General features: G+C 69.6%; 24 protein-coding genes and 1 tRNA gene. 14 read left to right on the top strand and 11 right to left on the bottom strand.

Annotated features, from left to right (window positions below):
• Nucleotides 1-57: 57 nt before the first annotated feature.
• From ACFXP5_RS13580 to ACFXP5_RS13570, 3 genes are read right to left on the bottom strand one after another with little or no spacing between them, the layout of a single operon-like run.
• Nucleotides 58-1710 (bottom strand): DNA repair helicase XPB, encoded by a 1653-nt coding sequence (locus ACFXP5_RS13580; protein ID WP_394545003.1) that lies wholly within the window; start codon nucleotides 1708-1710, stop codon nucleotides 58-60.
• A 51-nt stretch (nucleotides 1711-1761) separates the two neighbouring features.
• On the bottom strand, nucleotides 1762-3489 hold the full coding sequence (locus ACFXP5_RS13575) for a helicase-associated domain-containing protein (RefSeq protein ID WP_394545002.1): 1728 nt from the start codon (nucleotides 3487-3489) through the stop codon (nucleotides 1762-1764).
• A complete protein-coding gene (locus ACFXP5_RS13570; protein ID WP_394528945.1) occupies nucleotides 3486-3752 on the bottom strand; it encodes a multidrug ABC transporter ATPase in 267 nt (88 codons plus the stop codon). Before ACFXP5_RS13570 ends, ACFXP5_RS13575 begins: the two co-directional genes overlap by 4 nt.
• A 115-nt stretch (nucleotides 3753-3867) precedes the next feature.
• On the opposite strand from ACFXP5_RS13570, the gene ACFXP5_RS13565 reads away from it, so the two are divergent.
• On the top strand, nucleotides 3868-4251 hold the full coding sequence (locus ACFXP5_RS13565; RefSeq protein ID WP_394528944.1) for a cold-shock protein: 384 nt from the start codon (nucleotides 3868-3870) through the stop codon (nucleotides 4249-4251).
• A complete protein-coding gene (locus ACFXP5_RS13560; protein WP_394545001.1) occupies nucleotides 4235-4888 on the top strand; it encodes a DUF3027 domain-containing protein in 654 nt (217 codons plus the stop codon). Before ACFXP5_RS13565 ends, ACFXP5_RS13560 begins: the two co-directional genes overlap by 17 nt.
• Nucleotides 4889-5349: 461 nt before the next feature.
• Here the strand turns inward: ACFXP5_RS13560 and serC are convergent, their stop codons facing one another.
• Complete coding sequence (gene serC / locus ACFXP5_RS13555) at nucleotides 5350-6462, bottom strand: phosphoserine transaminase (protein ID WP_394545000.1); 1113 nt, start codon at nucleotides 6460-6462, stop codon at nucleotides 5350-5352.
• 136 nt (nucleotides 6463-6598) lie between these two features.
• Here serC and ACFXP5_RS13550 point away from each other — a divergent pair, with 136 nt between their 5' ends.
• The 9 genes from ACFXP5_RS13550 to ACFXP5_RS13510 all read left to right on the top strand — a co-directional run bounded on the left by ACFXP5_RS13550 (nucleotide 6599) and on the right by ACFXP5_RS13510 (nucleotide 17126).
• Entirely contained in the window at nucleotides 6599-7297 is a 699-nt protein-coding gene (locus ACFXP5_RS13550; RefSeq protein WP_394528941.1) for an iron-dependent transcriptional repressor DtxR, read from the top strand.
• A gap of 238 nt (nucleotides 7298-7535) precedes the next feature.
• A complete protein-coding gene (locus ACFXP5_RS13545) occupies nucleotides 7536-8480 on the top strand; it encodes a M23 family metallopeptidase (protein ID WP_394544999.1) in 945 nt (314 codons plus the stop codon).
• 337 nt (nucleotides 8481-8817) lie between these two features.
• Complete coding sequence (locus tag ACFXP5_RS13540) at nucleotides 8818-9315, top strand: HNH endonuclease (RefSeq protein WP_394528939.1); 498 nt, start codon at nucleotides 8818-8820, stop codon at nucleotides 9313-9315.
• Between the two features lie 95 nt (nucleotides 9316-9410).
• Nucleotides 9411-9983 carry a cysteine hydrolase family protein gene (locus ACFXP5_RS13535; protein WP_394544998.1) on the top strand — a complete coding sequence of 191 codons (573 nt, stop codon included), beginning with the start codon at nucleotides 9411-9413 and terminating at the stop codon, nucleotides 9981-9983.
• A gap of 90 nt (nucleotides 9984-10073) precedes the next feature.
• Nucleotides 10074-10793 (top strand): hypothetical protein, encoded by a 720-nt coding sequence (locus ACFXP5_RS13530; protein ID WP_394544997.1) that lies wholly within the window; start codon nucleotides 10074-10076, stop codon nucleotides 10791-10793.
• Nucleotides 10793-12379 (top strand): DNA polymerase Y family protein, encoded by a 1587-nt coding sequence (locus ACFXP5_RS13525; RefSeq protein ID WP_394545423.1) that lies wholly within the window; start codon nucleotides 10793-10795, stop codon nucleotides 12377-12379. Before ACFXP5_RS13530 ends, ACFXP5_RS13525 begins: the two co-directional genes overlap by 1 nt.
• A gap of 33 nt (nucleotides 12380-12412) precedes the next feature.
• A complete protein-coding gene (locus tag ACFXP5_RS13520) occupies nucleotides 12413-15826 on the top strand; it encodes an error-prone DNA polymerase (RefSeq protein ID WP_394544996.1) in 3414 nt (1137 codons plus the stop codon).
• A gap of 45 nt (nucleotides 15827-15871) precedes the next feature.
• Nucleotides 15872-16258 (top strand): UBP-type zinc finger domain-containing protein, encoded by a 387-nt coding sequence (locus ACFXP5_RS13515; protein ID WP_394544995.1) that lies wholly within the window; start codon nucleotides 15872-15874, stop codon nucleotides 16256-16258.
• A gap of 94 nt (nucleotides 16259-16352) precedes the next feature.
• Complete coding sequence (locus tag ACFXP5_RS13510; RefSeq protein ID WP_394544994.1) at nucleotides 16353-17126, top strand: EAL domain-containing protein; 774 nt, start codon at nucleotides 16353-16355, stop codon at nucleotides 17124-17126.
• Between the two features lie 9 nt (nucleotides 17127-17135).
• Here ACFXP5_RS13510 and ACFXP5_RS13505 read toward each other — a convergent pair whose 3' ends face one another.
• Complete coding sequence (locus ACFXP5_RS13505; protein ID WP_394544993.1) at nucleotides 17136-17456, bottom strand: DUF7882 family protein; 321 nt, start codon at nucleotides 17454-17456, stop codon at nucleotides 17136-17138.
• A 172-nt stretch (nucleotides 17457-17628) separates the two neighbouring features.
• On the opposite strand from ACFXP5_RS13505, the gene ACFXP5_RS13500 reads away from it, so the two are divergent.
• A complete protein-coding gene (locus ACFXP5_RS13500) occupies nucleotides 17629-17979 on the top strand; it encodes a hypothetical protein (protein WP_394528932.1) in 351 nt (116 codons plus the stop codon).
• A 25-nt stretch (nucleotides 17980-18004) separates the two neighbouring features.
• On the opposite strand, the gene ACFXP5_RS13495 is transcribed toward ACFXP5_RS13500, so the two are convergent.
• The 5 genes from ACFXP5_RS13495 to ACFXP5_RS13475 form a co-directional block, all read right to left on the bottom strand.
• The gene (locus ACFXP5_RS13495; protein WP_394544992.1) at nucleotides 18005-18286 is read right to left on the bottom strand and encodes a hypothetical protein; all 282 of its coding nucleotides are present in this window, start codon (nucleotides 18284-18286) and stop codon (nucleotides 18005-18007) included.
• A 6-nt stretch (nucleotides 18287-18292) separates the two neighbouring features.
• Nucleotides 18293-18676: a DUF7882 family protein gene (locus ACFXP5_RS13490; RefSeq protein ID WP_394544991.1), complete on the bottom strand. Its 384-nt coding sequence runs from the start codon at nucleotides 18674-18676 to the stop codon at nucleotides 18293-18295.
• Between the two features lie 119 nt (nucleotides 18677-18795).
• A tRNA-Arg gene (locus ACFXP5_RS13485) sits at nucleotides 18796-18867 on the bottom strand.
• A gap of 88 nt (nucleotides 18868-18955) precedes the next feature.
• On the bottom strand, nucleotides 18956-19300 hold the full coding sequence (locus tag ACFXP5_RS13480) for a histone-like nucleoid-structuring protein Lsr2 (RefSeq protein WP_394528929.1): 345 nt from the start codon (nucleotides 19298-19300) through the stop codon (nucleotides 18956-18958).
• Between the two features lie 30 nt (nucleotides 19301-19330).
• Complete coding sequence (locus ACFXP5_RS13475; protein ID WP_394528928.1) at nucleotides 19331-20185, bottom strand: helix-turn-helix transcriptional regulator; 855 nt, start codon at nucleotides 20183-20185, stop codon at nucleotides 19331-19333.
• 132 nt (nucleotides 20186-20317) lie between these two features.
• On the opposite strand from ACFXP5_RS13475, the gene ACFXP5_RS13470 reads away from it, so the two are divergent.
• Both ACFXP5_RS13470 and ACFXP5_RS13465 read left to right on the top strand, forming a co-directional pair.
• Complete coding sequence (locus ACFXP5_RS13470) at nucleotides 20318-20674, top strand: DUF485 domain-containing protein (RefSeq protein WP_394528927.1); 357 nt, start codon at nucleotides 20318-20320, stop codon at nucleotides 20672-20674.
• The gene (locus ACFXP5_RS13465) at nucleotides 20671-22284 is read left to right on the top strand and encodes a solute symporter family protein (RefSeq protein ID WP_394528926.1); all 1614 of its coding nucleotides are present in this window, start codon (nucleotides 20671-20673) and stop codon (nucleotides 22282-22284) included. The genes ACFXP5_RS13470 and ACFXP5_RS13465 overlap by 4 nt, the downstream gene beginning before the upstream one ends.
• Nucleotides 22285-22365: 81 nt before the next feature.
• Here the strand turns inward: ACFXP5_RS13465 and ACFXP5_RS13460 are convergent, their stop codons facing one another.
• A complete protein-coding gene (locus ACFXP5_RS13460) occupies nucleotides 22366-22875 on the bottom strand; it encodes a methylated-DNA--[protein]-cysteine S-methyltransferase (protein WP_394544990.1) in 510 nt (169 codons plus the stop codon).
• Nucleotides 22876-22940 lie beyond the last annotated feature (65 nt).

Genomic DNA, 22940 nt, shown 5'->3' with positions numbered 1-22940 from the left:
GCTGTCCGCGTCCTCAGTTCGACGCGCTGCGCTGGCTCAGCACGGACCCGCACGGCCTCAAACCGGCTGCGCCGCTGTGATGCTGTCCGCGTCGAGGATCGTGTACGCGTACCCCTGCTCGGCCAGGAAGCGCTGGCGGTTCTGAGCGAAGTCCTGATCGACCGTGTCGCGCGCGATGAGGGTGTAGAAACTCGCGGTGTTGCCCGACTTCTTGGGGCGGAGCAACCGGCCGAGGCGCTGGGCCTCCTCCTGCCGCGACCCGAACGATCCCGACACCTGGATGGCGACGGATGCTTCGGGGAGGTCGACGGAGAAGTTCGCCACCTTCGACACGACGAGCACCGAGATCTCTCCGACGCGGAACGCCTGGAAGAGTTCTTCCCGCTCGGAGACCGGAGTGGCGCCGGTGATCTTGGGAGCGCCCAGAGCTTCGGCGAGTTCGTCGATCTGGTCGAGGTACTGCCCGATCACGAGGATGCGCTCGCCGGCGTGCCGGTCGACGAGACCGCGCACCACGCTGATCTTCGCCGGCGCGGTGGCCGCGATGCGGTAGCGCTCGTCGTCGGCAGCCGCCGCGTACTCGAGGCGGTCGTTGTCGGGCAGGTCGATGCGCACCTCGTAGCAGGCGGCGGGGGAGATGAAGCCCTGTGCTTCGATCTCCTTCCAGGGCGCGTCGAAGCGCTTGGGTCCGATCAGGCTGAACACGTCGCCTTCCCGGCCGTCCTCGCGCACCAGGGTGGCGGTCAGGCCGAGGCGGCGACGGGCCTGCAGGTCGGCGGTGAGCTTGAACACCGGTGCGGGCAGGAGGTGCACCTCGTCGTAGATGATGAGCCCCCAATCGAGGGCGTCGAGCAGGGCGAGGTGCGCGTACTGACCACCGCGCTTGGCGGTGAGGATCTGGTAGGTCGCGATCGTGACGGGCTTTACCTCTTTGACCTGACCGGAGTACTCCCCGATCTCCTCCGCCGTCAGCGAGGTGCGACGCAGCAGCTCGTCGCGCCACTGCCGCGCGCTGACGGTGTTGGTCACGAGGATGAGCGTGGTCGTCTTGGTCTCGGCCATGGCGCCCGCCCCGACGAGCGTCTTACCCGCACCGCAGGGGAGCACGACGACGCCGGATCCGCCTTCGGTGAAGGTGTCGACCGCCTGGCGCTGGTACGGGCGCAGGCCCCACTCCGCCTCGTCGAGGTCGATGCGGTGCGGCGTGCCGGGGGTGTAGCCGGCGCGATCCTCCGCCGGCCAGCCGATCTTCAACAGCTCCTGCTTGATCTGGCCTCGCGCCCACGCGTCGATCGCGAAGGTGCCCGGGGCGGGCTGACCGACCAGCAGCGGTTGGATGCGCTTGTTGCGGGCAACTTCGGCCAGCACCGCAGCATCCGTCGACCGCAGCACGAGCACGCCCTCATCGTCGCGTTCGATGACGAGGCGGCCGTAGCGTCCGACGGTCTCGCGGATGTCGATGGAGACGGATGCGGGCACCGGGAAGCGCGACCAGCGCTCGAGGGTGTCGAGCATCGTCTCGGCGTCGTGGCCCGCGGCGCGCGCGTTCCACAGGCCCAGGCGAGTGACCCGGTAGGTGTGGATGTGCTCGGGGGCGCGCTCGAGTTCGGCGAACACCGCCAGTTCGTGGCGGGCGCTCTCGGCATCGGGGTGCGCGACTTCGAGGAGCACGGTGCGGTCGCTCTGCACGATCAGGGGGCCATCAGCCATAACGCTAAATTCTACCGGGGTCCGGGCGTACGGCGGCTCCTGTGGCGGGGATCAACCGGCGGGGCGCACGCTCACGATGCTGGTCAGCGGCAGCGTGCGTTCGACGTCGGCGCCGCGGTCGCGCCCCCGCAGCCGGCCGCCGCCGAGGCCGGTCGCCTCGAGCCGGAAGGTGCGCGTCGTGCCGTCGGGGAGCGCGACATCCACGTCGACGATCGCGCGGGCGCGCACGGCGTGGTCGAGTTCGCGCTCCAACCACGCCTCGTCGCCGTCGCTCGCCGAGGCGTGGAGACGCTCCAGGAGGGCGGCGTAACGCTGCACCGGGGCATCGAGCGGGGAATCGCCGGCGAGGCGGGCCCGATCGAGCGTGCGCGGCGCGCCCTGGGCGTCGACCGCGATGACGGGGTACTTCGCGTCCGCGAGCGCCCAGAACACGGTGTCGTGCGCGGCGCGTGAGACGAGTTCGTCGCCGTCGTCCACGAGTCCGAGCGGGCGCAGGGCCTGGTCGACCGCGATCGTGGCGAGCAGGGCGGGGTCAGCGCTGGTCACCCGGGTCAGTCCGGTGTCGGCATCGCGGTGCACGCGCACCCGGCCGTGCCGGGCGGCGGTGCTGTCGATCACGTAGGCGAGTGGCTGGGGGAGGCCCGTCAGGGACAGCTTCTGCAGGAAGTCGCGGAGGGACTCCGCGGTCTCGCCGCCCGTGATGGCCGCCGCGACCGTATCGGCGGTGAACCGGTACGTCGACGCCTGTGCGCGCGATTCGCGTCGAGCCATCGTGCGCAGCCGCACGTCCAGCTCGGGCGCGAGCGGGCCGGGCGCGATCGCGGTGAGGTCGTTCTGCAGGTACACCCGATCGACCTCGGGCGGCAGCATCCGCTCCCAGGAAGCGGTGTCGGCGTGCGCGCCGCGGGCGAGAGGTGCGGCCCACGTGGGCTCGGTGCCCTCGTCGGTCAGCAGTCCCCAGGCGGTCAGCCGTCGCCGCCACTCGGTGGCCACGGCGGGCCAGGAGCGGTCGAACGGGTAGGCATCGGGCCACTCGGGGGCCGGAATCCAGCCGCCCGTCGGTTCGCGAAGACCGGCGGGCAGGGCGTCGCGCAGCGCGAGCGCGATGCTCTCCCAGCGAGCGGCCGTGGTGGTGCGCAGCCATTCGCGACCGACCGGTGACACCAGGAAGGTGCGCTCCCGCCCGGTGAGAAGGCCGCCGGTCTCGGCGATCTCGACCAGCAGGTCGGCGTCCTCGACGGCCGGGATCGCGCCGGCCTCCAGGAGGCGTCGCCGGTCGACGGCGCCGAGGCTCCCCGACCCGATGCGCCCGAGCGGGGTCTCGAGGCAGAGCAGCAGGATGTCCGCGAGCGAGGCCGCCGAGGTGAAGGCCCGTTCCGCCGCGGTGGCGTCGTCGCTCGCGTTGTTCGTCGACGCTGCGGGAGCGGTCGGGGGCGCGAGGGCGCCCACCTGGCGAACGGCATCGGCGACAGCGTCGAAGATCTGCCCGTCGGTGCCGGCGAACGCCCGCCCGGCGAGGTCGGCCGCGGCAGCGTCGGTCAGGGCGGAGCCGGTCAGGACGGCGGCGGAGAGGGCGCGGGCGGGCGTTGCGGGAAGGGACTCGAGCGCTCGGGAGACGGCGGTGGGCTCCAGCATCCCGTCGGCAGCATCGAAGAAATCACGCCAGCCGACGGTGGGGGAGATGCCGCGGGCCGTGAGGAGCGCGGCGAGTTCGGGCGCGCTGAGCGTGGCGAGCATCGAAGCGAGCACGCGTTGGTCGGTGGCGGCAGGCACGGTCACCGGCCCCGGTTCGCCCGGCCCCTCCGCACGAAGCTCATGATGAGCACCGTGAGCATGAGCAGGAATGCCACGGGCAGTCCGATCATGGGCAGGACGATGACCGTGGGCCACAGCCCTTGGGAGAAGTCGGTGACACCCAGGGGCTGCGCGAGGATCACGGCGAAGAAGCAGACGACCGAGACGATCAGAAGCCCCAGCGACATGAACGCCAGGACGCGATCGATTCGGCGCACGGGAATGTCGCCGGGGCTGCGGGTGCTCATCCGGCTCAGCCTACCGCGTGGCGGGGTTGACGTAGTCTTGGATGAGGGGCCCGTCGGCCCCGACTCCACTCGTCCGCGTCTCGCGCGGACATCCGTTCCGCAGCGAGGTTGTGCGATGCCCACCGGCAAGGTCAGGTTCTACGACGAGGAGAAGGGGTTCGGCTTCATCACCTCTGATGACGGCCAGGACGTCTTCCTGCACGCCACCGCCCTCCCTGCCGGTACCGAGGCGCCCAAGGCCGGCACGCGACTCGAGTTCGGCGTCGCCGACGGCAAGCGCGGTCTGCAGGCACTGTCGGTGCGCGTGCTCGACACGCCCCCCAGCCTCGCCAAGCGGGCGCGCAAGCCCGCCGACGACATGGCGATCATCGTCGAAGACCTCGTGAAGCTGCTCGACGGCATCGGTGGCGACCTGCGCCGCGGCCGCTACCCCAGCGGCGCGCACGCGAAGAAGATCGCCGCCGTGCTGCGCAAGGTAGCTGATGACTTCGAAGCCTGAGTCGGCCGATCCCGAGCTGCTCGCCGCGCACGACCTTGCCATCGCCGCCCTGTGCGAGGTGACGCCGCCGCAGACGATCGGCGAGCCCGTCGGTTACAGCGTCGAAGACGACGGCGTCGTGTCGCTGCGGTTCGAGAATCGTCTCGCCGGGTACCCCGGCTGGTTCTGGACCGTCTCGCTCGCCCGTGTGGCCGACGCGGCTCCGACCGTGCTCGAGGTCGAGCTGCTTCCGGGCGCTGACGCGCTCGTCGCACCCGACTGGGTGCCGTGGGCCGTGCGGCTCGCCGACTACACCGCCGCCCAGTCGGCGCTCGCCGAGGCCGCGGACGCCGTCGGCGAGGACGCTGAAGAAGACGACGACTTCGACGGCGAGCTCGACGCCGACCTCGATGAGGACGCTGACGACGACGATGCCGATGTGGATGACGACGACCTCGACGAGGTGGTCGTCTCCTCGCGCCTGCACGCCGGCGACGTGGATGGTGTCGACATCGACGAACTCGACGACTCGATCTTTCCCGCCGATGCCGACTCGGACGACGCTGACTCGGACGACTCTGAGGTCGACGACGACGATGACTCGGACGACGCTGAGGTCGACTCGGACGACGAGGACGACGAGGACGACCGGGCTTAGTCCGCGCGAGCGGTCACCGCGCGCTCGCGCGGCAGCGTCCGCTCGCCTCATCCGCGTCGGAGAATCGCACCGATGTCGGAGCATTTCAGCGCGATGCTCCGACGATGGCGCGAATCTCCGACCGGGGTAGCGGGACCGGGCGCATCCCCACCCGGGAGCGGTCGCCGCGCGCTCGCGCGGCAGCATCCGCTCGTCTCACCCGCGTCGGAGAATCGCACCGATGTCGGAGCATTTCAGCGCGATGCTCCGACGATGGCGCGAATCTCCGACCGGGGTAAGAGGTTCGGACAACGCTGAGGTCGACTCGGGCGACGAGGACGACCGGGCGCATCCCCACCCAGGAGCGGTCGCCGCGCGCTCGCGCGGCAGCATCCGCTCGCCTCACCCGCGTCGGAGAATCGCACGAATGTCGGAGCATTCCAGCGCCATGCTCCGACGATGGCGCGAATCTCCGACCGGGGTCAGAGGCGCTCGGCGGTGAAGTCGATGCAGCGGATGAGCTGACGCACGTCCTCGGGCTCGATCGAGACGAACGTCGCGACGCGCAGCTGATTGCGGCCGAGTTTGCGGTACGGCTCGGTGTCGACGATGCCGTTCGCGCGCAGGCTCTTCGCGATCGCCGCCGCATCGATGTCGTCGGTGAAGTCGATCGTGACCACGACCGGTGAGCGGTCCGCCGGGTTGCTGACGAACGGCGTCGCGATGCTCGACGCCTCGGCCCAGGCGTACAGCGCGTCGGAGGACTCACGGGTGCGCGCGTCGGCCCAGGTGAGTCCGCCGTTGCCGAGGATCCACGCGAGCTGGTCGTCGAGCAGCAGCAGCGTCGTCAGGGCGGGCGTGTTCAGCGTCTGCTGCAGTCGCGAGTTGTCGAGCGCGTTCTTGAGGCTCAGGAACTCCGGAATGTAACGACCGGATGCTGCGATCCGCTCGATCCTCTCGATCGCGGCGGGTGACACGATGGCGAACCAGAGGCCCCCGTCGGAACCGAGGTTCTTCTGCGGGGCGAAGTAGTAGACGTCGGTCTCAGCGATGTCGAGGTGGATGCCGCCGGCCGCGCTCGTCGCGTCGATGACCGTGAGGGCGCCGGGGTCGCCGGCCACGCGGGTGATGGCGGTCGCGACTCCGGTGGAGGTCTCGTTGTGGGGCCACGCGTACACGTCGACGCCCTCGACCGCGGTCGCGGCGACACTGGTGCCGGCGTCGACCTTGCGTACGTCGGGCGCTTCGAGCCACGGGGTCTTCGCCGCGGCCGCGAACTTGCCGCCGAACTCTCCGAAGACGAGGTTCTGACTGCGGCGCTCGATGAGGCCGAAGGCGGCGGCGTCCCAGAACGCGGTCGAGCCGCCGTTGCCGACGATCACCTCGTACCCCTCGGGGATGCGCCAGAGGTCGGCAAGCTGGGCGCGCACGCTGGCCACGAGGTCTTTCACGGGGGCCTGCCGGTGGGAGGTGCCGAGGATGCTCGCGCCGCGCGTGACGAGGGCTTCGAGCTGGGCGCCGCGCACCTTCGAGGGTCCGCAGCCGAAGCGGCCGTCGGAGGGGAGCAGTTCTGTGGGCAGTTGCACGTGCGGCATGGCCTCCACTCTAGAGTCCGCCGGGTGCGCGCCCCGGAGCCGGGTGCGCGACCCGGAGCCGGGTGCGCGCCCCGGACCGGGCGTCCACCCCAGCGGATAGGCTGAACAAGCATGTTCGCCCGGCGGAGGAAGCCCCATGACAGACCTCATCGACACCACTGAGATGTACCTCCGCACGATCCTCGAACTCGAGGAGGAGAACATCGTTCCCCTGCGGGCGCGCATCTCGGAGCGGCTCGGACACTCCGGCCCCACGGTGTCGCAGACAGTCGGACGCATGGAGCGCGACGGACTCGTCGTGGTCTCGGAAGACCGCCGTCTCGAGCTGACCGACCCGGGTCGGCAGAAGGCCGTCGACGTCATGCGCAAGCATCGCCTCGCCGAGCGCCTCCTCAGCGACGTGATCGGCCTCGACTGGGCCTTCGTGCACGAAGAGGCCTGCCGGTGGGAGCACGTGATGAGCGAGCAGGTCGAACGGCGCCTCGTCGAGCTTCTCGGTCACCCCACGGAATCGCCCTACGGCAACCCGATCCCGGGGCTCGACCAGCTCGGAGATCACCCCGCGAAGACGTTCGAGCAGGGCGTCGTCGGACTCGTCCGCGCGCTCAACGAAGCGGGTGCGCCGATCACGGGCACCGTGCGGCGACTCGCCGAACCGGCGCAGGTCGACCCGGAACTGCTGCAGCAGCTCAAGCAGGCCGGCGTCATGCCCGGCGCCTCCGGCGACTACCGCTTCAATGAGGGCTACGTGCTCGTTCAGATGGACGGCAACGACGAGGGACTCGAGCTGCCCGTCGAGGTGGCGTCGCACATCTTCCTCGTCGACGAGCGCTGAGAGCGCTCCTCCCCAGTCGCCGGGCGCAAGGGGGTTATCCCCAGGGGCGCCGCCTGAGCGTGACTTATTCGTTACCTTCAGGTAGCTTGAGAACGTCCAGAGGCCGAGAAGCCCGCCATCGGACCCCCCCGCAGATTGCCTCATCGGCTCGTCGTCAGCAGGGGGTACCCGCACATCGTGCCCCACACTGAGTGTCGACGAGCCAGCGCCGTGTGCGCAGAGGCGCCGGAGGAAAAGCTTGGCTGAAAACACTGATTCCGTCGCGAGCGCACCCGAGCCCGACGCGACGGATCTCACGCGCAGAAGCCGTGTGCGCACGTCGACCCATCGCACGTCGACCCATCGCGTCACGGGCCGCGCCCGCGCACCGCGGGCGGTGCCGCGCCCGACGGCTCCCGTCCAGCGCGTGACCGTGCCCAAAGCATCCGCTCGTGCCCGGCTGAAGCCCGTGCGCAGCGCCGTGATCGTGACCATGGTGGTCGGACTCATCGCCACCGTCGCCCTCCCCGCCTACGCCGCCTGGCGCCCCGAAGCCGAGACGATGACCCTGCAGCAGGCCGCCGCCGACGATGCGCAGTCGCTCGTCGTGGCCTCCGATGCCGCCGCCGCCCAGCTCGACCGCAGCAGCTACTCGGCGACGACCGCCGAGGAGATCGAGAAGAAGAAGGCCGCCGAGGCCGCCGCAGAGCGCGCCCGTCAGCTCGCCGCCCGGGTCACGACCACCTCGACGTCGTCGTCGCCCTCCACCTTCTCGACCCCGATCGACCTCACCATGACCGCCCCCGGCTCGGGCGAAGTGCGTTGGCCCCTCTCCGGCTTCAAGAAGGGCCGCGGCCTGGGCGACTCCGGCTATCACCAGGGCGTCGACCTCCTCGCGTCGTGCGGTACTCCGCTCTTCGCCGCGGCCGCGGGCGTCGTGCGCGTCTCGCAGGAGAGCTTCGGCGGCTACGGCGTCGCCGTCACGATAGATCACGTCATCAACGGTCAGCGGGTCAGCACGCTCTACGGGCACATGACCTACGGCAGCCGGCAGGTCACCTCCGGTCAGACGGTCGAAGCCGGACAGTTGATCGGCCTCGTCGGCAGCACCGGCAGCTCGACGGCGTGCCACGTGCACTTCGAGGTGCACATCAACAACGCGGTCGTCGACCCGTGGGCCTGGCTGGAGCAGAACGCCAGCTGACGTCTTCACGTCGAAGCGGCGTGTCGGGGACGATTGTTCTCCGACACGCCGCTTTTCGTTCGCCGAACCGTGTACCTCGGGCGTGTCGGGGTGGGTTACCCTTTCCTCGACGCTGAGAGAAGCGGAGGACGCCGATGGGCAGTACACCTCGCATCCGCACCATGGATGCGCTCGGTCTGCTTGTCCTTCGGCATCGTATGAGCGGATGCTGCGGCCCGGCCGCAGCGCCCTGGCGCTGTCTGTGAAGACAGCGCTTTTTTCATACCCTCCGCCATCGCACGCGCCGCACGTCGAATAACCCGGGAAGCCGTCCCGGACCGTTCGAGAGGATGCTGAAATGCGCACTCTGGTACTCAACGCGGGCTACGAACCGCTCGCGGTGGTGTCGTTCAAACGAGCCCTCGTGCTCGTCATGAACGACAAGGCCACCGTCGTCGAGCACGTGGAGGGGGATCCGGTGTGGGGGAGCACCGGCCACTACCACCGGCCCGCGGTCATCGTCTTATCGCGCTACGTGCGCGTGCCGGGCGCTCGCCGGGTGCCGGTGACGCGGCGGGGCGTGCTGCGGCGCGACGCGCATCGTTGTGCGTACTGCGGCAAGGCCGCGTCGACGATCGACCACGTGCAACCGCGTTCGCGCGGCGGTAAGGACACGTGGGAGAACCTCGTGGCGTGCTGCCTGCGGTGCAACAACGTCAAGGGCGATCGCACCCCGCAGGAGATGGCGTGGGAGCTGCGGCTGGTGCCGCAGGCTCCCCGTGGATCCCAGTGGACCGTGCGGGGCACCGAGCGGGCCGATCCCCGCTGGGAGCCCTATCTCGCTCTCGCGGCGTGACCGGCGGCCATCGACGCGCTGATTCGACGGGATTGCGTCGCCGTCGTGGCAGCAATCCGGCGACCACCGTCGGTGGGGTGTGATGTGCTGGAGGCATGTCTCGTGCGCTCGTGGTCATCGATATGCAGCGAGGTTTCGACGACCTCGGGTTCTGGGGAGCGACGACGAATCCCGCCTGCGCGGCGAACGTCGCCGCCCTCGTCCAGGCGTGGGAGCGCTCGGGGGAGAAGATCGTCGTCGTCCGCCACGATTCGACGTCGCCCGGGTCGCCGCTTCATCCGGATGCTGCCGGCAACGCGCTGATCGACGAGGTCGCAGCGGCCCCCGCAGCGGTGCTGATCACCAAGCACGTCAATTCCGCGTTCTACGGTGAGCCCGACCTGCACGCCTGGCTGCAGGAGCGCAGCATCGATTCCCTCGTGATCTGCGGCATCCAGACCAACATGTGCGTGGAGACCACGGCGCGGATGGCCGGCAATCTCGGCTACGACGTCACGGTCGCGCTCGACGCGACGCGCACGTTCGATCTGGTCGCCGATATCCCGGGCCTGGGCACGGTGCACCGAACGGCCGACGAGCTGATGGCCGCGACCGCTCTCGTGCTGCAGGGCGGCGGATTCGCGCGGATGGCGACCACCGCCGAGCTGGTCTCCGAGTCTCGAACATAAGTAGCGAATATCGCCCGAAGGCCATGTCGGAGGCGCTCCATACGCTGATCTCATCTTGATCCGCTAGAACATTAGTTCTAGCCTGATTCGATGAGGGCGATCATGGCGACAGGCGCTGAGGCGGTGAGTGACATCCACGAGCTGCGCGCGCAGCTCGAACGGATGCAGGGGCGCCGCCTCGATGCACCGGTGCTCCCCACGCATCCGGCCTTCACTTCGCTGCTGCCCGGCGGCGGTCTGCGTCCCGGTGCCGCCTACGCACTGGCCCCCTCCAGCTCTCTGCTGCTCGCGCTGATGGCCCGGCCCTCTCAAGACGGACTGTGGTGCGGTGCGGTCGGCATGCCCGAGCTCGGCATCGAGGCGGCAGAACGCTACGGCCTCGACCTCGAGCGACTCGTGCTGATCCCCGACCCCGGACCCCGGTGGCTGGCGGTGACCGCCACGATCGCCGAAGTTCTCCCCGTGGTCGCGGTGCGGCCACCATCGCGGGTGACCGATGCCGAGGTGGCGCGGTTGTCGGCGCGGCTGCGCGATCGGGGCACGGTGCTGCTCGTGCAGGGCGCTTGGCCGCAGGTCGAAGCCACCATCGACGTCGCCGACCCGCGGTGGGAGGGACTCGGGGCGGGGCACGGCTATCTCGCGGGGCGTGAGCTCACCGTCACGGTGACGCATCGCCGCTCTCCCGGGGCGCGGAAGGCGCGGATGCTGTTACCCGCCGCCGACGGATCCGTCACCCTGCTGGGTCAGCCGAGCGAACGTGCGCGCCTGCGCGCCGTCCCCGAGGCGTACGAAACGGCGGCGGCCGGATGATGGACGCCCCCACCCGCAGCCTCGTGCTGTGGTTTCCCGATTGGCCGGTCATCGCGCACCACCGCGAGGCGGCAGCATCCGCGCGCCCTGAAACGCCCGTGGCGGTGTTCGCCCGCAACATCGTCGTCGCCTGCTCGGCGTCGGCGCGCGCTCGCGGCGTGCGCCGTGGCCAGCGGCGTCGAGACGCGCAGGCCGCGTGCCCGGGGCTCGCCGTGATCGCCGCCGACGACATGCGCGATCACCGGGCCTTCTCGCCCGTGGTCTCGGTCATCGAGCAGCTCGCCCCGGGCGTGCAGGTCATGCGTGCGGGCCTGTGCGCTCTGCGCGCCCGCGGTCCGGCGCGCTATTACGGCGGCGAAGCCGAAGCCGCGCGGGTCTTTCTGGCCGCGCTCGCCGAGCACGGGATCGCCGACGTGCGGGCGGGTGTCGCCGACGGGCCGTTCACCGCCGAGCAGGCCGCTCGCGCCGCGCGGGGCGACGATCCGGTGCGCGTCGTGCCGTCCGGAGAGTCGGCGGCGTTCCTCGCGCCGCTGTCGGTGGCCGTGCTCGACCCGGCGACAGGTTCGCCCACCGCGGGCACAGACTCGACGGGCGCGAAAGTGCTCTCCGACCTGCTCGCCCGCCTCGGCGTGCACACCCTGGGGGATTTCGCGGGGATGGACGTCGATCGCGTGCGTGAGCGGTTCAGCGAGCAGGGCGTGCGGCTGCACGCCCTCGCCTCCGGCCGCGACTCCCGACCGGTGCAGGCGCGCACGCCTCCCCCCGAGCTGCACCGGGAGATCGCTTTCGAACCCCCGCTCGAACTCGCCGAGCAGATCGCCTTCGGCATGCGCATCGCCGCCGATGAGTTCATCGCCGGCCTCGGCGCCGTCGATCTGGTCTGCACCGAACTGCGCGTCGAACTGGTCGGTGACCGGGGGGAACGCAGCGAGCGGGTGTGGTTGCATCCCGGGTCCTTCGATGCGGCGGCGGTGATCGATCGGGTGCGGTGGCAGCTGGCCGAAGACGGCCAGGGCATCTTCGGCAGCGGGGTGGCGAAGGTGCGCATCTCTCCCGAGGCGGTCGATGACGCCTCCCATCACGCGATCGGACTTTTCGGTGTGGGTCCCGAAGAACGCGTGCACCACGCGCTGTCCCGCGTGCAGGCGATGCTCGGGCACCGTAGCGTTGCGACGCCGGTGATCGGGGGCGGTCGGTGGTTGGCCGAGCGGCAGGTCGTCGTGCCGTGGGGGGATCGCGCCGTCACGGCGAAGGAGCGCTCACGGCCCTGGCCGGGCAGTCTTCCCGACCCGCTGCCGACGACCGTGTACCCCGAGCCGCGCCTCGTCGAGGTCACCGACCTCGCCGGAGCCGCGGTGTCGGTGGGCGAGCGGGAGGTGCTCAGCGCGCCTCCCGCGGTGTTGGACGCGGCGGGCAGGCGGCGACGCATCGACGCCTGGGCGGGTCCGTGGCCGATCAGTGAGCGCGGCTGGGATCCGCTCCGGCAGCGTCGCGCCCACCGTTTCCAGGTCGTCGACACCGACGGGGTGGCGTGGCTGCTGATCTGGGAGCAGGGCGAGTGGCGGGCGGAGGGTCGCTATGACTGAGCTCGTCATGGGACCCGGCAGGGGGAGGATCTGATGGGCTGGCACAATCCCCCCGTCAAATGGTCCGAGCTCGAACGAATGCTCAGCGACACGCGGCGCCCGCGCGACGTCCCCGCGGGCGCCGACGGCGGCGACAGTCCCGCCTGGTCGCACAAGCGCGGCGCCTATGTGCCGCCGAGCATCGAGCGCCCGGCCGAGGTGGTGCCCTACGCCGAGCTGCACGCGCACTCCTCCTACTCCTTCCTCGACGGCGCCTCCTCACCGGAAGAGCTCGCCGAAGAGGCCGAGCGACTGGGGCTGCACGCTCTCGCCGTCACCGACCACGACGGCTTCTACGGGATCGTGCGTTTCGCCGAGGCCGCCGAGCACCTGAAGGTCAAGACGGTGTTCGGGGCAGAGTTGAGTCTCGAACTGCCCAAACCCCAGAACGGAGAGGCCGATCCGGCCGGCGCGCACCTGCTCGTGCTCGCCCGGGGAGAGGAGGGGTACCACCGCCTTGCGGCCGCGCTCACCTCCGCTCAACTGCGCGGAGCGGAGAAGGGTCGCCCTGTCTACGACCTCGACGAGCTCGCAGAGCGCTCGGGAGGACCGACGGACCCGCACTGGGCCGTGTTGACCGGGTGCCGCAAGGGGGCGGTGCGTCGTGCGCTGGCGACGGAGGGGACGGATGCTGCGGCCCGTGAGCTCGATCGACTGGTCGCCCTGTTCGGCGTCGACGCCGTCCATGTCGAACTGATCGACCACGGCGATCCCCTCGATTCGCGCACGAACGACACCTTGGCAGCCCTCGCCGCCGAGCGCGGACTACCGCTGCTGGCGACGAACAACGTGCATTACGCCGCCCCTCAGCGCGAACTGCTCGCCGCAGCCGTCGCCGCCGTCCGTGCCAACCGGGGGCTCGATGAACTCGACGGGTGGCTGCCCGCCCATGCCGGCGCGCACCTGCGATCGGGCGCCGAGATGGCCCGCCGCTTCGCGCGCTATCCCGGAGCGGTGGCGCGCACCGTCTCGCTCGCCGACGAACTGGCGTTTCCTCTCCGGCGGGCGAAACCGGCTCTTCCGAAACAGAAGGTGCCGGAGGGGCACACCCCGATGACCTGGCTGCGCCACCTCGTCTGGGAGGCGGTGCCGCGGAAGTATCCCGGGTTGACGCCCGAGGATCACGATCGCATCGAACGCGAGCTCGGGGTGATCGAGATGAAGGACTTCCCCGGCTACTTCCTCATCGTGCACGGCATCGTTCAAGAAGCGCGACGCCGCGGCATCCTGTGTCAGGGGCGCGGTTCCGCCGCCAACAGCGCCGTCTGCTTCCTGCTGGACATCACCGCGGTCGATTCGATCTTCTACAAGCTGCCGTTCGAACGCTTCCTCTCGAGCCTGCGCGACGAAGAGCCCGACATCGACGTGGACTTCGATTCCGACCGGCGCGAAGAGATCATCCAGTGGGTCTACGAGCAGTACGGCCGGGAGCGCGCCGCCCAGGTCGCGAACGTCATCCAGTACCGCCCCAAGAACGCCGTGCGCGACATGGCCCGAGCGCTGGGCCATTCCCCCGGGCAGCAGGACGCGTGGTCGAAGCAGGTCGAGCGGTGGGGCGCATCGCTGGAGACCGGCGGTGATCACGACATCCCCGATCAGGTGATCGAGTTCGCCTCCGAGCTGCTCAAGGCGCCCCGCCACCTCGGCATCCACTCCGGCGGCATGGTGCTCACCGATCGCCCGGTCGGCGAGGTGGTTCCCATCGAACACGCGCGCATGGCGAATCGCACGGTCATCCAGTGGGACAAGGACGACGCCGCGTGGATGGGGCTGGTCAAATTCGACCTGCTCGGACTCGGGATGCTGGCGGCTCTCCAGTACTGCTTCGACCTCATCCGCGAGGCCACGGGCGAGGAGTGGGAGCTCGCCACCCTGCCGAAGGAGGAGAAGGCGGTGTACGACATGCTCTGCCGCGCCGATTCGATCGGCGTCTTCCAGGTGGAATCCCGCGCGCAGATGGGGTTGCTTCCCCGTCTGCAGCCGCGACGGTTCTACGACCTCGTCGTGCAGATCGCCTTGGTGCGGCCCGGTCCCATCCAGGGCGGGGCGGTGCATCCCTTCGTCCGGCGCAAGCTGGGGCAGGAGAAGGTCACCTATGTGCACCCCAAGCTCGAGCCCGTCCTCTCCCGGACCTTGGGGGTGCCGGTCTTCCAGGAGCAGCTCATGCAGATGGCCGTGGCGATCGGGGACTGCACGGCCGAGGACGCCGACCTGCTGCGTCGGGCCATGGGGTCCAAACGCGGGCTGGAGCGCATCGAGAGCCTCCGCGACAAGCTGTACGCGGGGATGGCGCGCAACAACCTCACCGGTCAGGTGGCCGACGACCTGTACGCGAAGATCCAGGCGTTCGCGAACTTCGGTTTCGCCGAATCGCACTCGCTCTCCTTCGCCCTCCTCGTCTATGCGAGCTCGTGGATCAAGCTCCATTACCCGGCGGCCTTCCTCGCGGGGCTCCTGCGGGCCCAGCCGATGGGGTTCTACTCGCCGGCGACGCTGACGGCCGACGCGCGCCGGCACGGCGTCGAGGTGCGTCGCCCTGATCTGCTGCGCTCCGACGTGCAGGCCACGCTCGAGCCGCTCGGCGACCCGGGCGCTTCGGAACCGACCGGGCTCGACGCGTGCGCGCACCCGCACCAGCCGCCGGTCGGAGAGTTCGACCGGCGTGAACCCGACGAGTACGCGGCCCACCGGCGCGACGGGGGATTCGTCGTACGGCTCGGGCTCGCCGGTGTGCACGGCATCGGTGACGCGGTCGCCGGTCGGATCGTCACCGAGCGGCAGCGCGGGGGAGCGTATCGCGACATGCGCGACCTCGTCCGCCGCGCCGCCGTCACCGCCGCCCAGTTGGAGTCGCTGGCGACCGCGGGGGCATTCGAGTCCCTCGGGCTGAGTCGACGCGAGGCGATCTGGCTGGCCGGTTCGGCCGCGCAGGATCGGGCGGAGTACCTGCCCGACTCCCTCGTCTCCGTGCAGCCGCCGTTGTTCACCGACCCGAGCAGCTATGAGGTTCTCGCCGCCGACCTCTGGGCGACCGGGGTCTCCACCGACGATCACCCGCTCGCGCACTATCGCTCCCAGCTCGATGCCCGAGGCGTGCTGACCTCTCAAGAGTTGCAGGCGCACGAATCGGGTCGCCGGATCGAGGTCGCGGGCCTCGTGACCCACCGACAGCGACCGGCGACAGCATCCGGAATCACCTTCCTCAACCTCGAAGACGAGCACGGTCTGGTCAACGTGATCTGCTCGGTCGGAGTCTGGGACCGTTATCGACGGGTGGTGCGCGATTCGCCGGCGCTCATCGTGCGGGGGATGCTGGAACGTTCGGTCGAGGGCGTCACGAACGTGCTCGCCGACGGATTCACCGACCTGCAGGTGGGGGTGGCGCACGCGTCGCGGGACTTCCGCTGACCGCGGGCGCACTCGTTAGACTCGGCTGATTCCGAGGGGACGGCGATGAGCACGGATCAGATCGACACCACCGCTGCACCGTCGGGCACCAGCTGCCCGGAATGCGACGAGCTCGACGGGTGGTGGGTGCATCTGCGGCGGTGCGCGGCGTGCGGACACATCGGATGCTGCGACGACTCCCTCGGACAGCACGCCACCGCGCACTGGCAGGAGAGCGGCCACCGTTTCATCCAAAGCTTCGAGCCCGGCGAGGACTGGTGGTGGGATTACGAGGCCCAGACCCCGGTCGAGGGTCCGGCGCTCGCGGAGCCGACCAGCAGGCCCGAGGATCAGCCCTCGCCCGGGCCGCTCGGACGTGTGCCGGGCGACTGGCGGCGACAGTTGCTGGCCCGCGCTCGTGCCCGCGCCGACGATGAAGCGGGGAAGCGCTGACCCCGCAGCCCGCTGGACGCAGCCGGTGCCGCCCTGTACCGTGCCAGAGAGCGAACGGACGCCACCGCACCGCGCGATGACCCGGGCGCAGCCTATGACCACTGAGACCCTGATCGACACCTTGCTGCCCACAGCCGTCGCCGACGGCGTTCTCGGAGCGGTGTTCCAGCCGCTCGTCGACGTGAGCACAGGACGGATCGTCGGTGCGGAAGCACTCGCGCGGTGGACGGATCCCGTGCTGGGTGAGGTTCCGCCCCACGAATTCATCCCTGTCGCCGAACGGACCGGGCTCATCGAAGACCTGGGCCTTCAGATGCTGCGTTCCGCCTGGCAGGCCACCGAGCGGTGGGGCGCCGCCGGTCATGCCGTCGGCGTTTCGGTGAACGTCTCCGCCCTGCAGCTCGCGACGCATCTGCTCGACGACGCCGTCGCCGGCATGGTTGCGGGCGGCCCGGGTGACGCGCAGCGCTTGACGCTCGAGATCACTGAGACGCAACTGTTCGGCGACATCGAGACCGCCTCCGCCCGGCTCCGCGATCTGGCGGCGATGGGGGCGCACGTGTCGATCGACGACTTCGGCGTCGGTTACTCGTCGCTCGAGCGGATCGAGGACCTCCCGGTGTCGGAGATCAAGATCGACATGTCGATGGTGCACGACTTCTCCCCGGGTGGCGAGGAAGCCCTGCGTGCCATCGCTGACTACGCTCACGCCCGCGACATCGAACTCGTCGCGGAGGGGGTCGAGACCCCGGAGCATCTCGCGCGCATCCGCGAGATCGGGTGTCACCGCGCGCAGGGGTACCTGTTCGCACGTCCGATGAGCGAGGACGCCTTCCTCGAGGTGCTCGAAGAGAACGCCGCGGCCTGAGCCCCGGCGTTACTCGGGCTCGGGGACGAGCCGCAGGCCCGATCCGCTGTTCGCCGAATCGGCCAGCGCGCTCAGCCACTTGCGATTCAACGGGCGCTCGTTCGGTCCGTCGAAGGCGAAGTACAGCGACGAGCTCTTCGAGATCCAGACCGTGCCACGCAGTCCCGGCGTTTTCAGGGCATCATCGCCGTGCACGCGGGGCTCGTCATCCCAGTTGAAGCTGAAGCTCTCGTCGCGTCGCAGCTTCGTGATGATCACGACGCGCAGGTGCTCGAGGCCTCGGTCATCGATGTTGATGGCGGGAGCAGTCCCGTAGATCAAATGGCCCATTGCCGCTCCTCTGCATGGTGTGCCGCGACTTCGCATCTTCCGAAGGGCACGATTCAGTTTAGAGCCCCCTTCGTTCGGCCACCCACCGCGACGATCTGTCTTCTCCTACTCGACGGAACCGTTCGGCAACAGGGTGAGAAGGAAGTGCGGTGCCGCGGTGTAGATGTGGAGCATGCACAGGATTCACTACGCGGGCGATTCGATCCTCACGGGCAGCGCGATCGCGCTCGGCCTGCTCGACTACGCGCGGGCGCTCGCGCAGGCCGGATCGGCCGACACGGTGAGCATCCCGACGCTCGACGAGAACTGTGGGGCGGGCCGTTCCGAAGTGCTGGTCGGGCCTTCGAGTCAATTGATCGCCGACGAGGAGAAGTCGCGCTGCGAGGAACTGATCGACGAAGGACTCGTGGCGGATCTGGCCGGCAAGTCCGACCGGTTGCGCCGCTATGGCACCTCCACGCCCCAGGACGCCCTCCCGCCCATCCAGCCCGGCGACGGCTGGTCGGAGTTCGACGGCATCTAGGTCGCGACGGAAAGCGGCGCCGCCGTCACACGTCGGGTCGAGCCCGCATCCGGTTGTGGATGTCCTCGACCGCCATGTCGGCGCCGTCGATCGTCGTCTCGAAGGCCCCGTCGTTGATGTGCGCGATCGCCGCGGTCGGCTGCAGCAGCACATCGCACATGCGGGCGGTGCCGCTCACGACCACGGGGATGCGGATCACATCGGTGAGCTTGCCCGCGGCCAAGGCCGAGGCGTACTCGATGACGGCTTTACCGACCGCGTCGGTGGTGAGCAGGGTCACCCCGGACGACATCATCAATTCACCCATGGGCGCTCAGACCGCCGTGGCCAGGTCGTCGCTCGGCATTGAAACCGCTGCCGGCTCGTGCACCGCGTACAGACCGCCCGGCATGTTGGCCGCGTAGCTCAGGGCGTTCAGCCACGCATGACTGATCGCGGGCTGCCTGCTGCCGGCGAAGCGGAACTTGAGGCCGACGCCCGGGTGTATCCAGACAGTGGTGCGGCCGGAGCCGAGGCTGACGTCGTCTCTCCAGGTGAAGAAGAAGCTCTCCGCGCGTCGGAGCTTGGTGCCCATCACGATCTGGAGATGCGCGAGAAGGCGATCTTCGATCTCCGTCTTGGTGTCGTTGTCGTACGTGAAGTACCCCACGATGGCCTCCGGCCTGACACCTCCCCATCGCGCGGCGTCCTGAGACATCAGGATGCGAGAGGCCGCAGGGTGAGGGGCGTCCGTTTCCTGTGACGCTCCTCGGCGATGACAGAAACGTCAAGGGGGTGTGCAGCGGGTTTCTCGCTGTCGCGAGAACCATCCGGAAGTGCCCCTGGAGGGACTCGAACCCCCAACCCTTTCCTTAGGACGGAACTGCTCTTCCATTGAGCTACAGAGGCCAGGACGTCAGTCTATCGGCGCGCTCGATCGTGCCCACCCGCGGGCGACGACCGGGGTGACGGCCCGGATGAGGAGCGGCGCGGCGGGTCAGTTCGCGGCGTCGTACGCTTCGAGGACGGCGGCCGGCACGCGACCGCGCTCGGACACGCTGTGTCCGTTCTCCTTCGCCCACGCACGGATCGCGGAATAGTCCCGCTGGCCGGTGCGTCGACGGGGGCGGGCGGATGCTGATCCCCCCGAGGTGCGCGAGATCGAGCGGGCGGCCTCTACATAGGGTGCGAGAGCGTCGCGCAGGGCCGCCGCGTTCTCCTCGGTGAGGTCGATCTCGTAAGCGATGCCGTCGAGGGAGAACAGAACGGTCTCTCCGGTCCCCACCTCGAGCTCGGTGCCATCCAGGTCATCAACGAGTTGGTGCACGATTCTTCGGGCCATGGACACACCCTACTGACTGAGCAGGCCAGGTCAGGGCAAGATTCCGGCGCGCCGCGCCCGGGTGACCGCCGCGTGACGGGTCGAAGCATCCAACTTCGCCATCGCCGAGGCGAGATACGACTTGACCGTCGTTTCGCGCAGGGCGAGCGTCGCGCCGATCTCGGCGTTGGTGGAGCCGAGCGCAGCGCACGCCAGCACGTCCAGTTCGCGCGGCGACAGCCGCACGTCGAGCGGCTCGGTGCGGGCAGGGGTCGCGTCACCCGAGAGGGCGGCGAGGCGATGCTCGAGGCTCTCCAGACGCGCTCGAACACCGAGATCGTCGACGGTCGCGACGATGCTGCGCAGCTCGGCGTAGGTCTCGCGCAGCTCTTCGCGCGCTCCCGCGGCGAGCGTAGGAGAGGGGGAGGGGAGGGCGGTGAGGCGGCGGTCGACCTCCTCGCGCACCCGAACCTCGGTGGCCAGCTCCTCTGCGACGCGAAACGCAGGACCTGCCACGACGTCGCCGACCGGCGCCTCGACCCACGACCCGCAGTAGAGCACGCCGCGGGCGAGGCCGGCGACGACGATGGGCACCGCGAACAGGGTCGCAACGCCCTCGCCGAGGATCGCGCGGTCATAGTCGTGGGTGATGCCCCGCGCGGTGCGGTAGTCGAGGGCGAGCCGGGGGCGCTTCTCGACGAGCGCGCGTCCGCCGAGGCCGCGGTGCGGCTTGACGACGAGACCTTCGATGCTGCGCGTACGCGCCCCGTGGATGGCGGTGACGTGCACCGCGCCGGCGTGTTCGAAACCCCCGAAGGCGATGGGGAAGCGGGTACGTCGGGCCAGGTCGCTCACGGCGCGCGTCAGAAGCGCTTGATCGCTGTCGTTGCCCGTTCGTGCGCCCACGCACTACCTACTTCCGGGGGTGACGGCACCGTCGCCGCCTTCGTAGCGTCGACCATACCACCGGGGGCATCGACGCCCTCGGCACTCGCCACCGGTGCAGCGACGCGCCGGTCAATGAGCCAAGGAGACCACATGTCGGACTCTCGCCTCGGCGCCGCCCCCACGGGCGGCATCGACTACATCGCGGTCGAGGAGTCGCCACCGTTCCAGGACCTGAAGCGCCGTCAGCGCAGCTTCGTGTTCCCGCTCGCGGTGGCGTTCCTCCTCTGGTACTTCGTCTACGTGCTGCTGTCCTCGTTCGCCACCGACTTCATGGCGCAGCGTGCCTGGGGAGACGTGACGGTCGGCCTGTTGTTCGGACTCGGCCAGTTCGTCACCACCTTCGTGATCACCATGACCTACGTCTGGTACGCCAACAAGCGTCTCGACCCTCGGGCCGAAGCCATCCGCGACGAGCTCGAAGCCGCATCGCTGGGAGACCGCTCATGAGCGGCGTCGTGCGCGCGGCCGTCGAGACCACGGAGAACAACCCCATCCTGAACATCTCGATCTTCGGCGCGTTCGTCGCGATCACCCTGTTCATCGTCATTCGGGCAAGCCGCAACAACAAGACCGCGGCCGACTACTACGCGGCCGGGCGTTCGTTCACCGGTCCGCAGAACGGCTTCGCGATCGCCGGCGACTACCTCTCGGCCGCGTCGTTCCTCGGGATCTGCGGCGCGATCGCCATCAACGGCTACGACGGATTCCTCTACTCCGTCGGGTTCCTCGTCGCCTGGCTGGTCGCCCTGCTGCTCGTGGCCGAGCTCATGCGCAACACGGGCAAGTTCACGATGGCCGATGTGCTGTCGTTCCGTCTGAAGCAGGGCCCGGTGCGGATGGCTGCCGCCCTCACCACCCTCGCGGTGTGCTTCTTCTACCTGCTCGCGCAGATGGCCGGAGCCGGCGGGCTCGTCTCGCTGCTCCTGGGCATCTCCGACCAGCTCGGACAGTCGCTGGTGGTCGCGATCGTCGGCATCCTGATGATCGTCTACGTGCTGGTCGGCGGTATGAAGGGCACCACCTGGGTGCAGATCGTCAAGGCGTTCCTGCTCATCGGCGGCGCCTTGGTGATGACGATCTGGGTGCTCGCCATCAACAACTTCAACTTCAACGCGCTGCTCGAAAGCGCGGTGGCCGCCTCGATCACCGAACCGAAGGACGCGATCCTCGGACCGGGCCTGCAGTACGGCAAGAACCCGTGGGACTTCGTCTCGCTCGCGCTTGCGCTCGTGCTCGGAACCGCGGGTCTGCCGCACGTCCTGATGCGCTTCTACACGGTGCCCACCGCCAAAGAGGCGCGCCGTTCGGTGGTCTGGGCGATCTGGCTTATCGGTGGCTTCTACCTCCTGACCCTGGTGCTCGGCTACGGCGCGGCAGCCCTGGTCGGCCCCGAGGCCATCAAGGCGGCACCGGGCGGCGTGAACTCCGCGGCCCCGTTGCTGGCGCTGGAACTGGGCGGGCCGATCCTGCTGGGCCTCATCTCGGCGGTCGCGTTCGCCACGATCCTCGCTGTCGTGGCAGGACTCACCATCACCGCGGCAGCGTCCTTCGCCCACGACATCTACGCCAACGTCATCAAGAAGGGCAATGTGCCCGCCGACGGTGAGGTGAAGGTGGCCCGTCGCACGGTCGTCGTCATCGGAGTCCTGGCCATCCTGGGCGGGATCGGCGTGCAGGGGCAGAATGTGGCCTTCCTCGTCGCCCTCGCGTTCGCGGTCGCCGCGTCCGCGAACCTGCCGACGATCCTGTACTCCCTGTTCTGGCGCAAGTTCACGACCCGGGGCGCGGTGTGGAGCATGTACGGCGGCCTCGCTACTGCGATCATCCTGATCGTGCTCTCGCCCGTCTTCTGGGGCACGCCCACCAGCGTGTTCAAAGACACCGGGGCGGCCATCTGGCCGCTCAACAACCCGGGCATCGTGTCGATCCCGGTCGGGTTCTTCCTCGGCTGGCTCGGTTCCGTGACTTCGACGCGCAAGGAGGACCCGCGGCTCGCCGCCGAGATGGAGGTGCGCTCGCTCACCGGGTTCGGAGCCGAGAAGGCCACCGACCACTGAGTCGAGCAGCCATCACGAAAGCCCCGACGAGCTGGGATCCACGATCCTGTCGCCGGGGCTTTCGTGTGCGCGGCGAGCGGCCTACTCGCTGACCACGCCCTCGAGGGCGAGCAGGGCGTGCTTCACTTCGGGGTGGCCGCCGTATTCGCCGATCGAGCCGTCGGCGCGCACCACGCGGTGCACGGGGACGACGAGGGAGAAGGGCGTGGTCCGACACGCCGCGCCGACGGCGCGTGCGGCTCGAGGGCTGCCCGCGAGAGCGGCGACCTCTCCGTACGACGCCGTCTCGCCATAGGGGATCTCGCGGATCGCCTCGAGCGCCTGTCGGGTGAAGCCGTTCGCGAGACGCCAGTCGAGCTGCAGGTCGAAGGTGCGGCGAGACCCCGCGAAGTACTCGTCGAGCTGGGTGCCCAGCTCTGCCGCCGCGGTGTCGTCGTGCTCCGGCGCTTCGCCCAGCACGCCCGAGATCCGGGCGATCGCCTCGTCTCGTGCACCGTGCTCGAGGCTCACGGCGATGAGGGCGTCGTCGGCGAACGCCGCCAGGACGTCGCCGACCGGAGTGGGGTGCCAGGAAGTGGTGAATCGGGTCATGAGCTCATCCTCGGGGGCGGACGCCCGGCGCGGCATCGCTCGGACGAGGTTGGGGACGGATGCTG

The organism is Microbacterium hanjuni, assembly GCF_043556395.1.
Lineage (GTDB): Bacteria > Actinomycetota > Actinomycetes > Actinomycetales > Microbacteriaceae > Microbacterium.
Note: the sequence above shows the minus strand (reverse complement) of the source record. Positions and strands in the feature narration are given on the sequence as shown.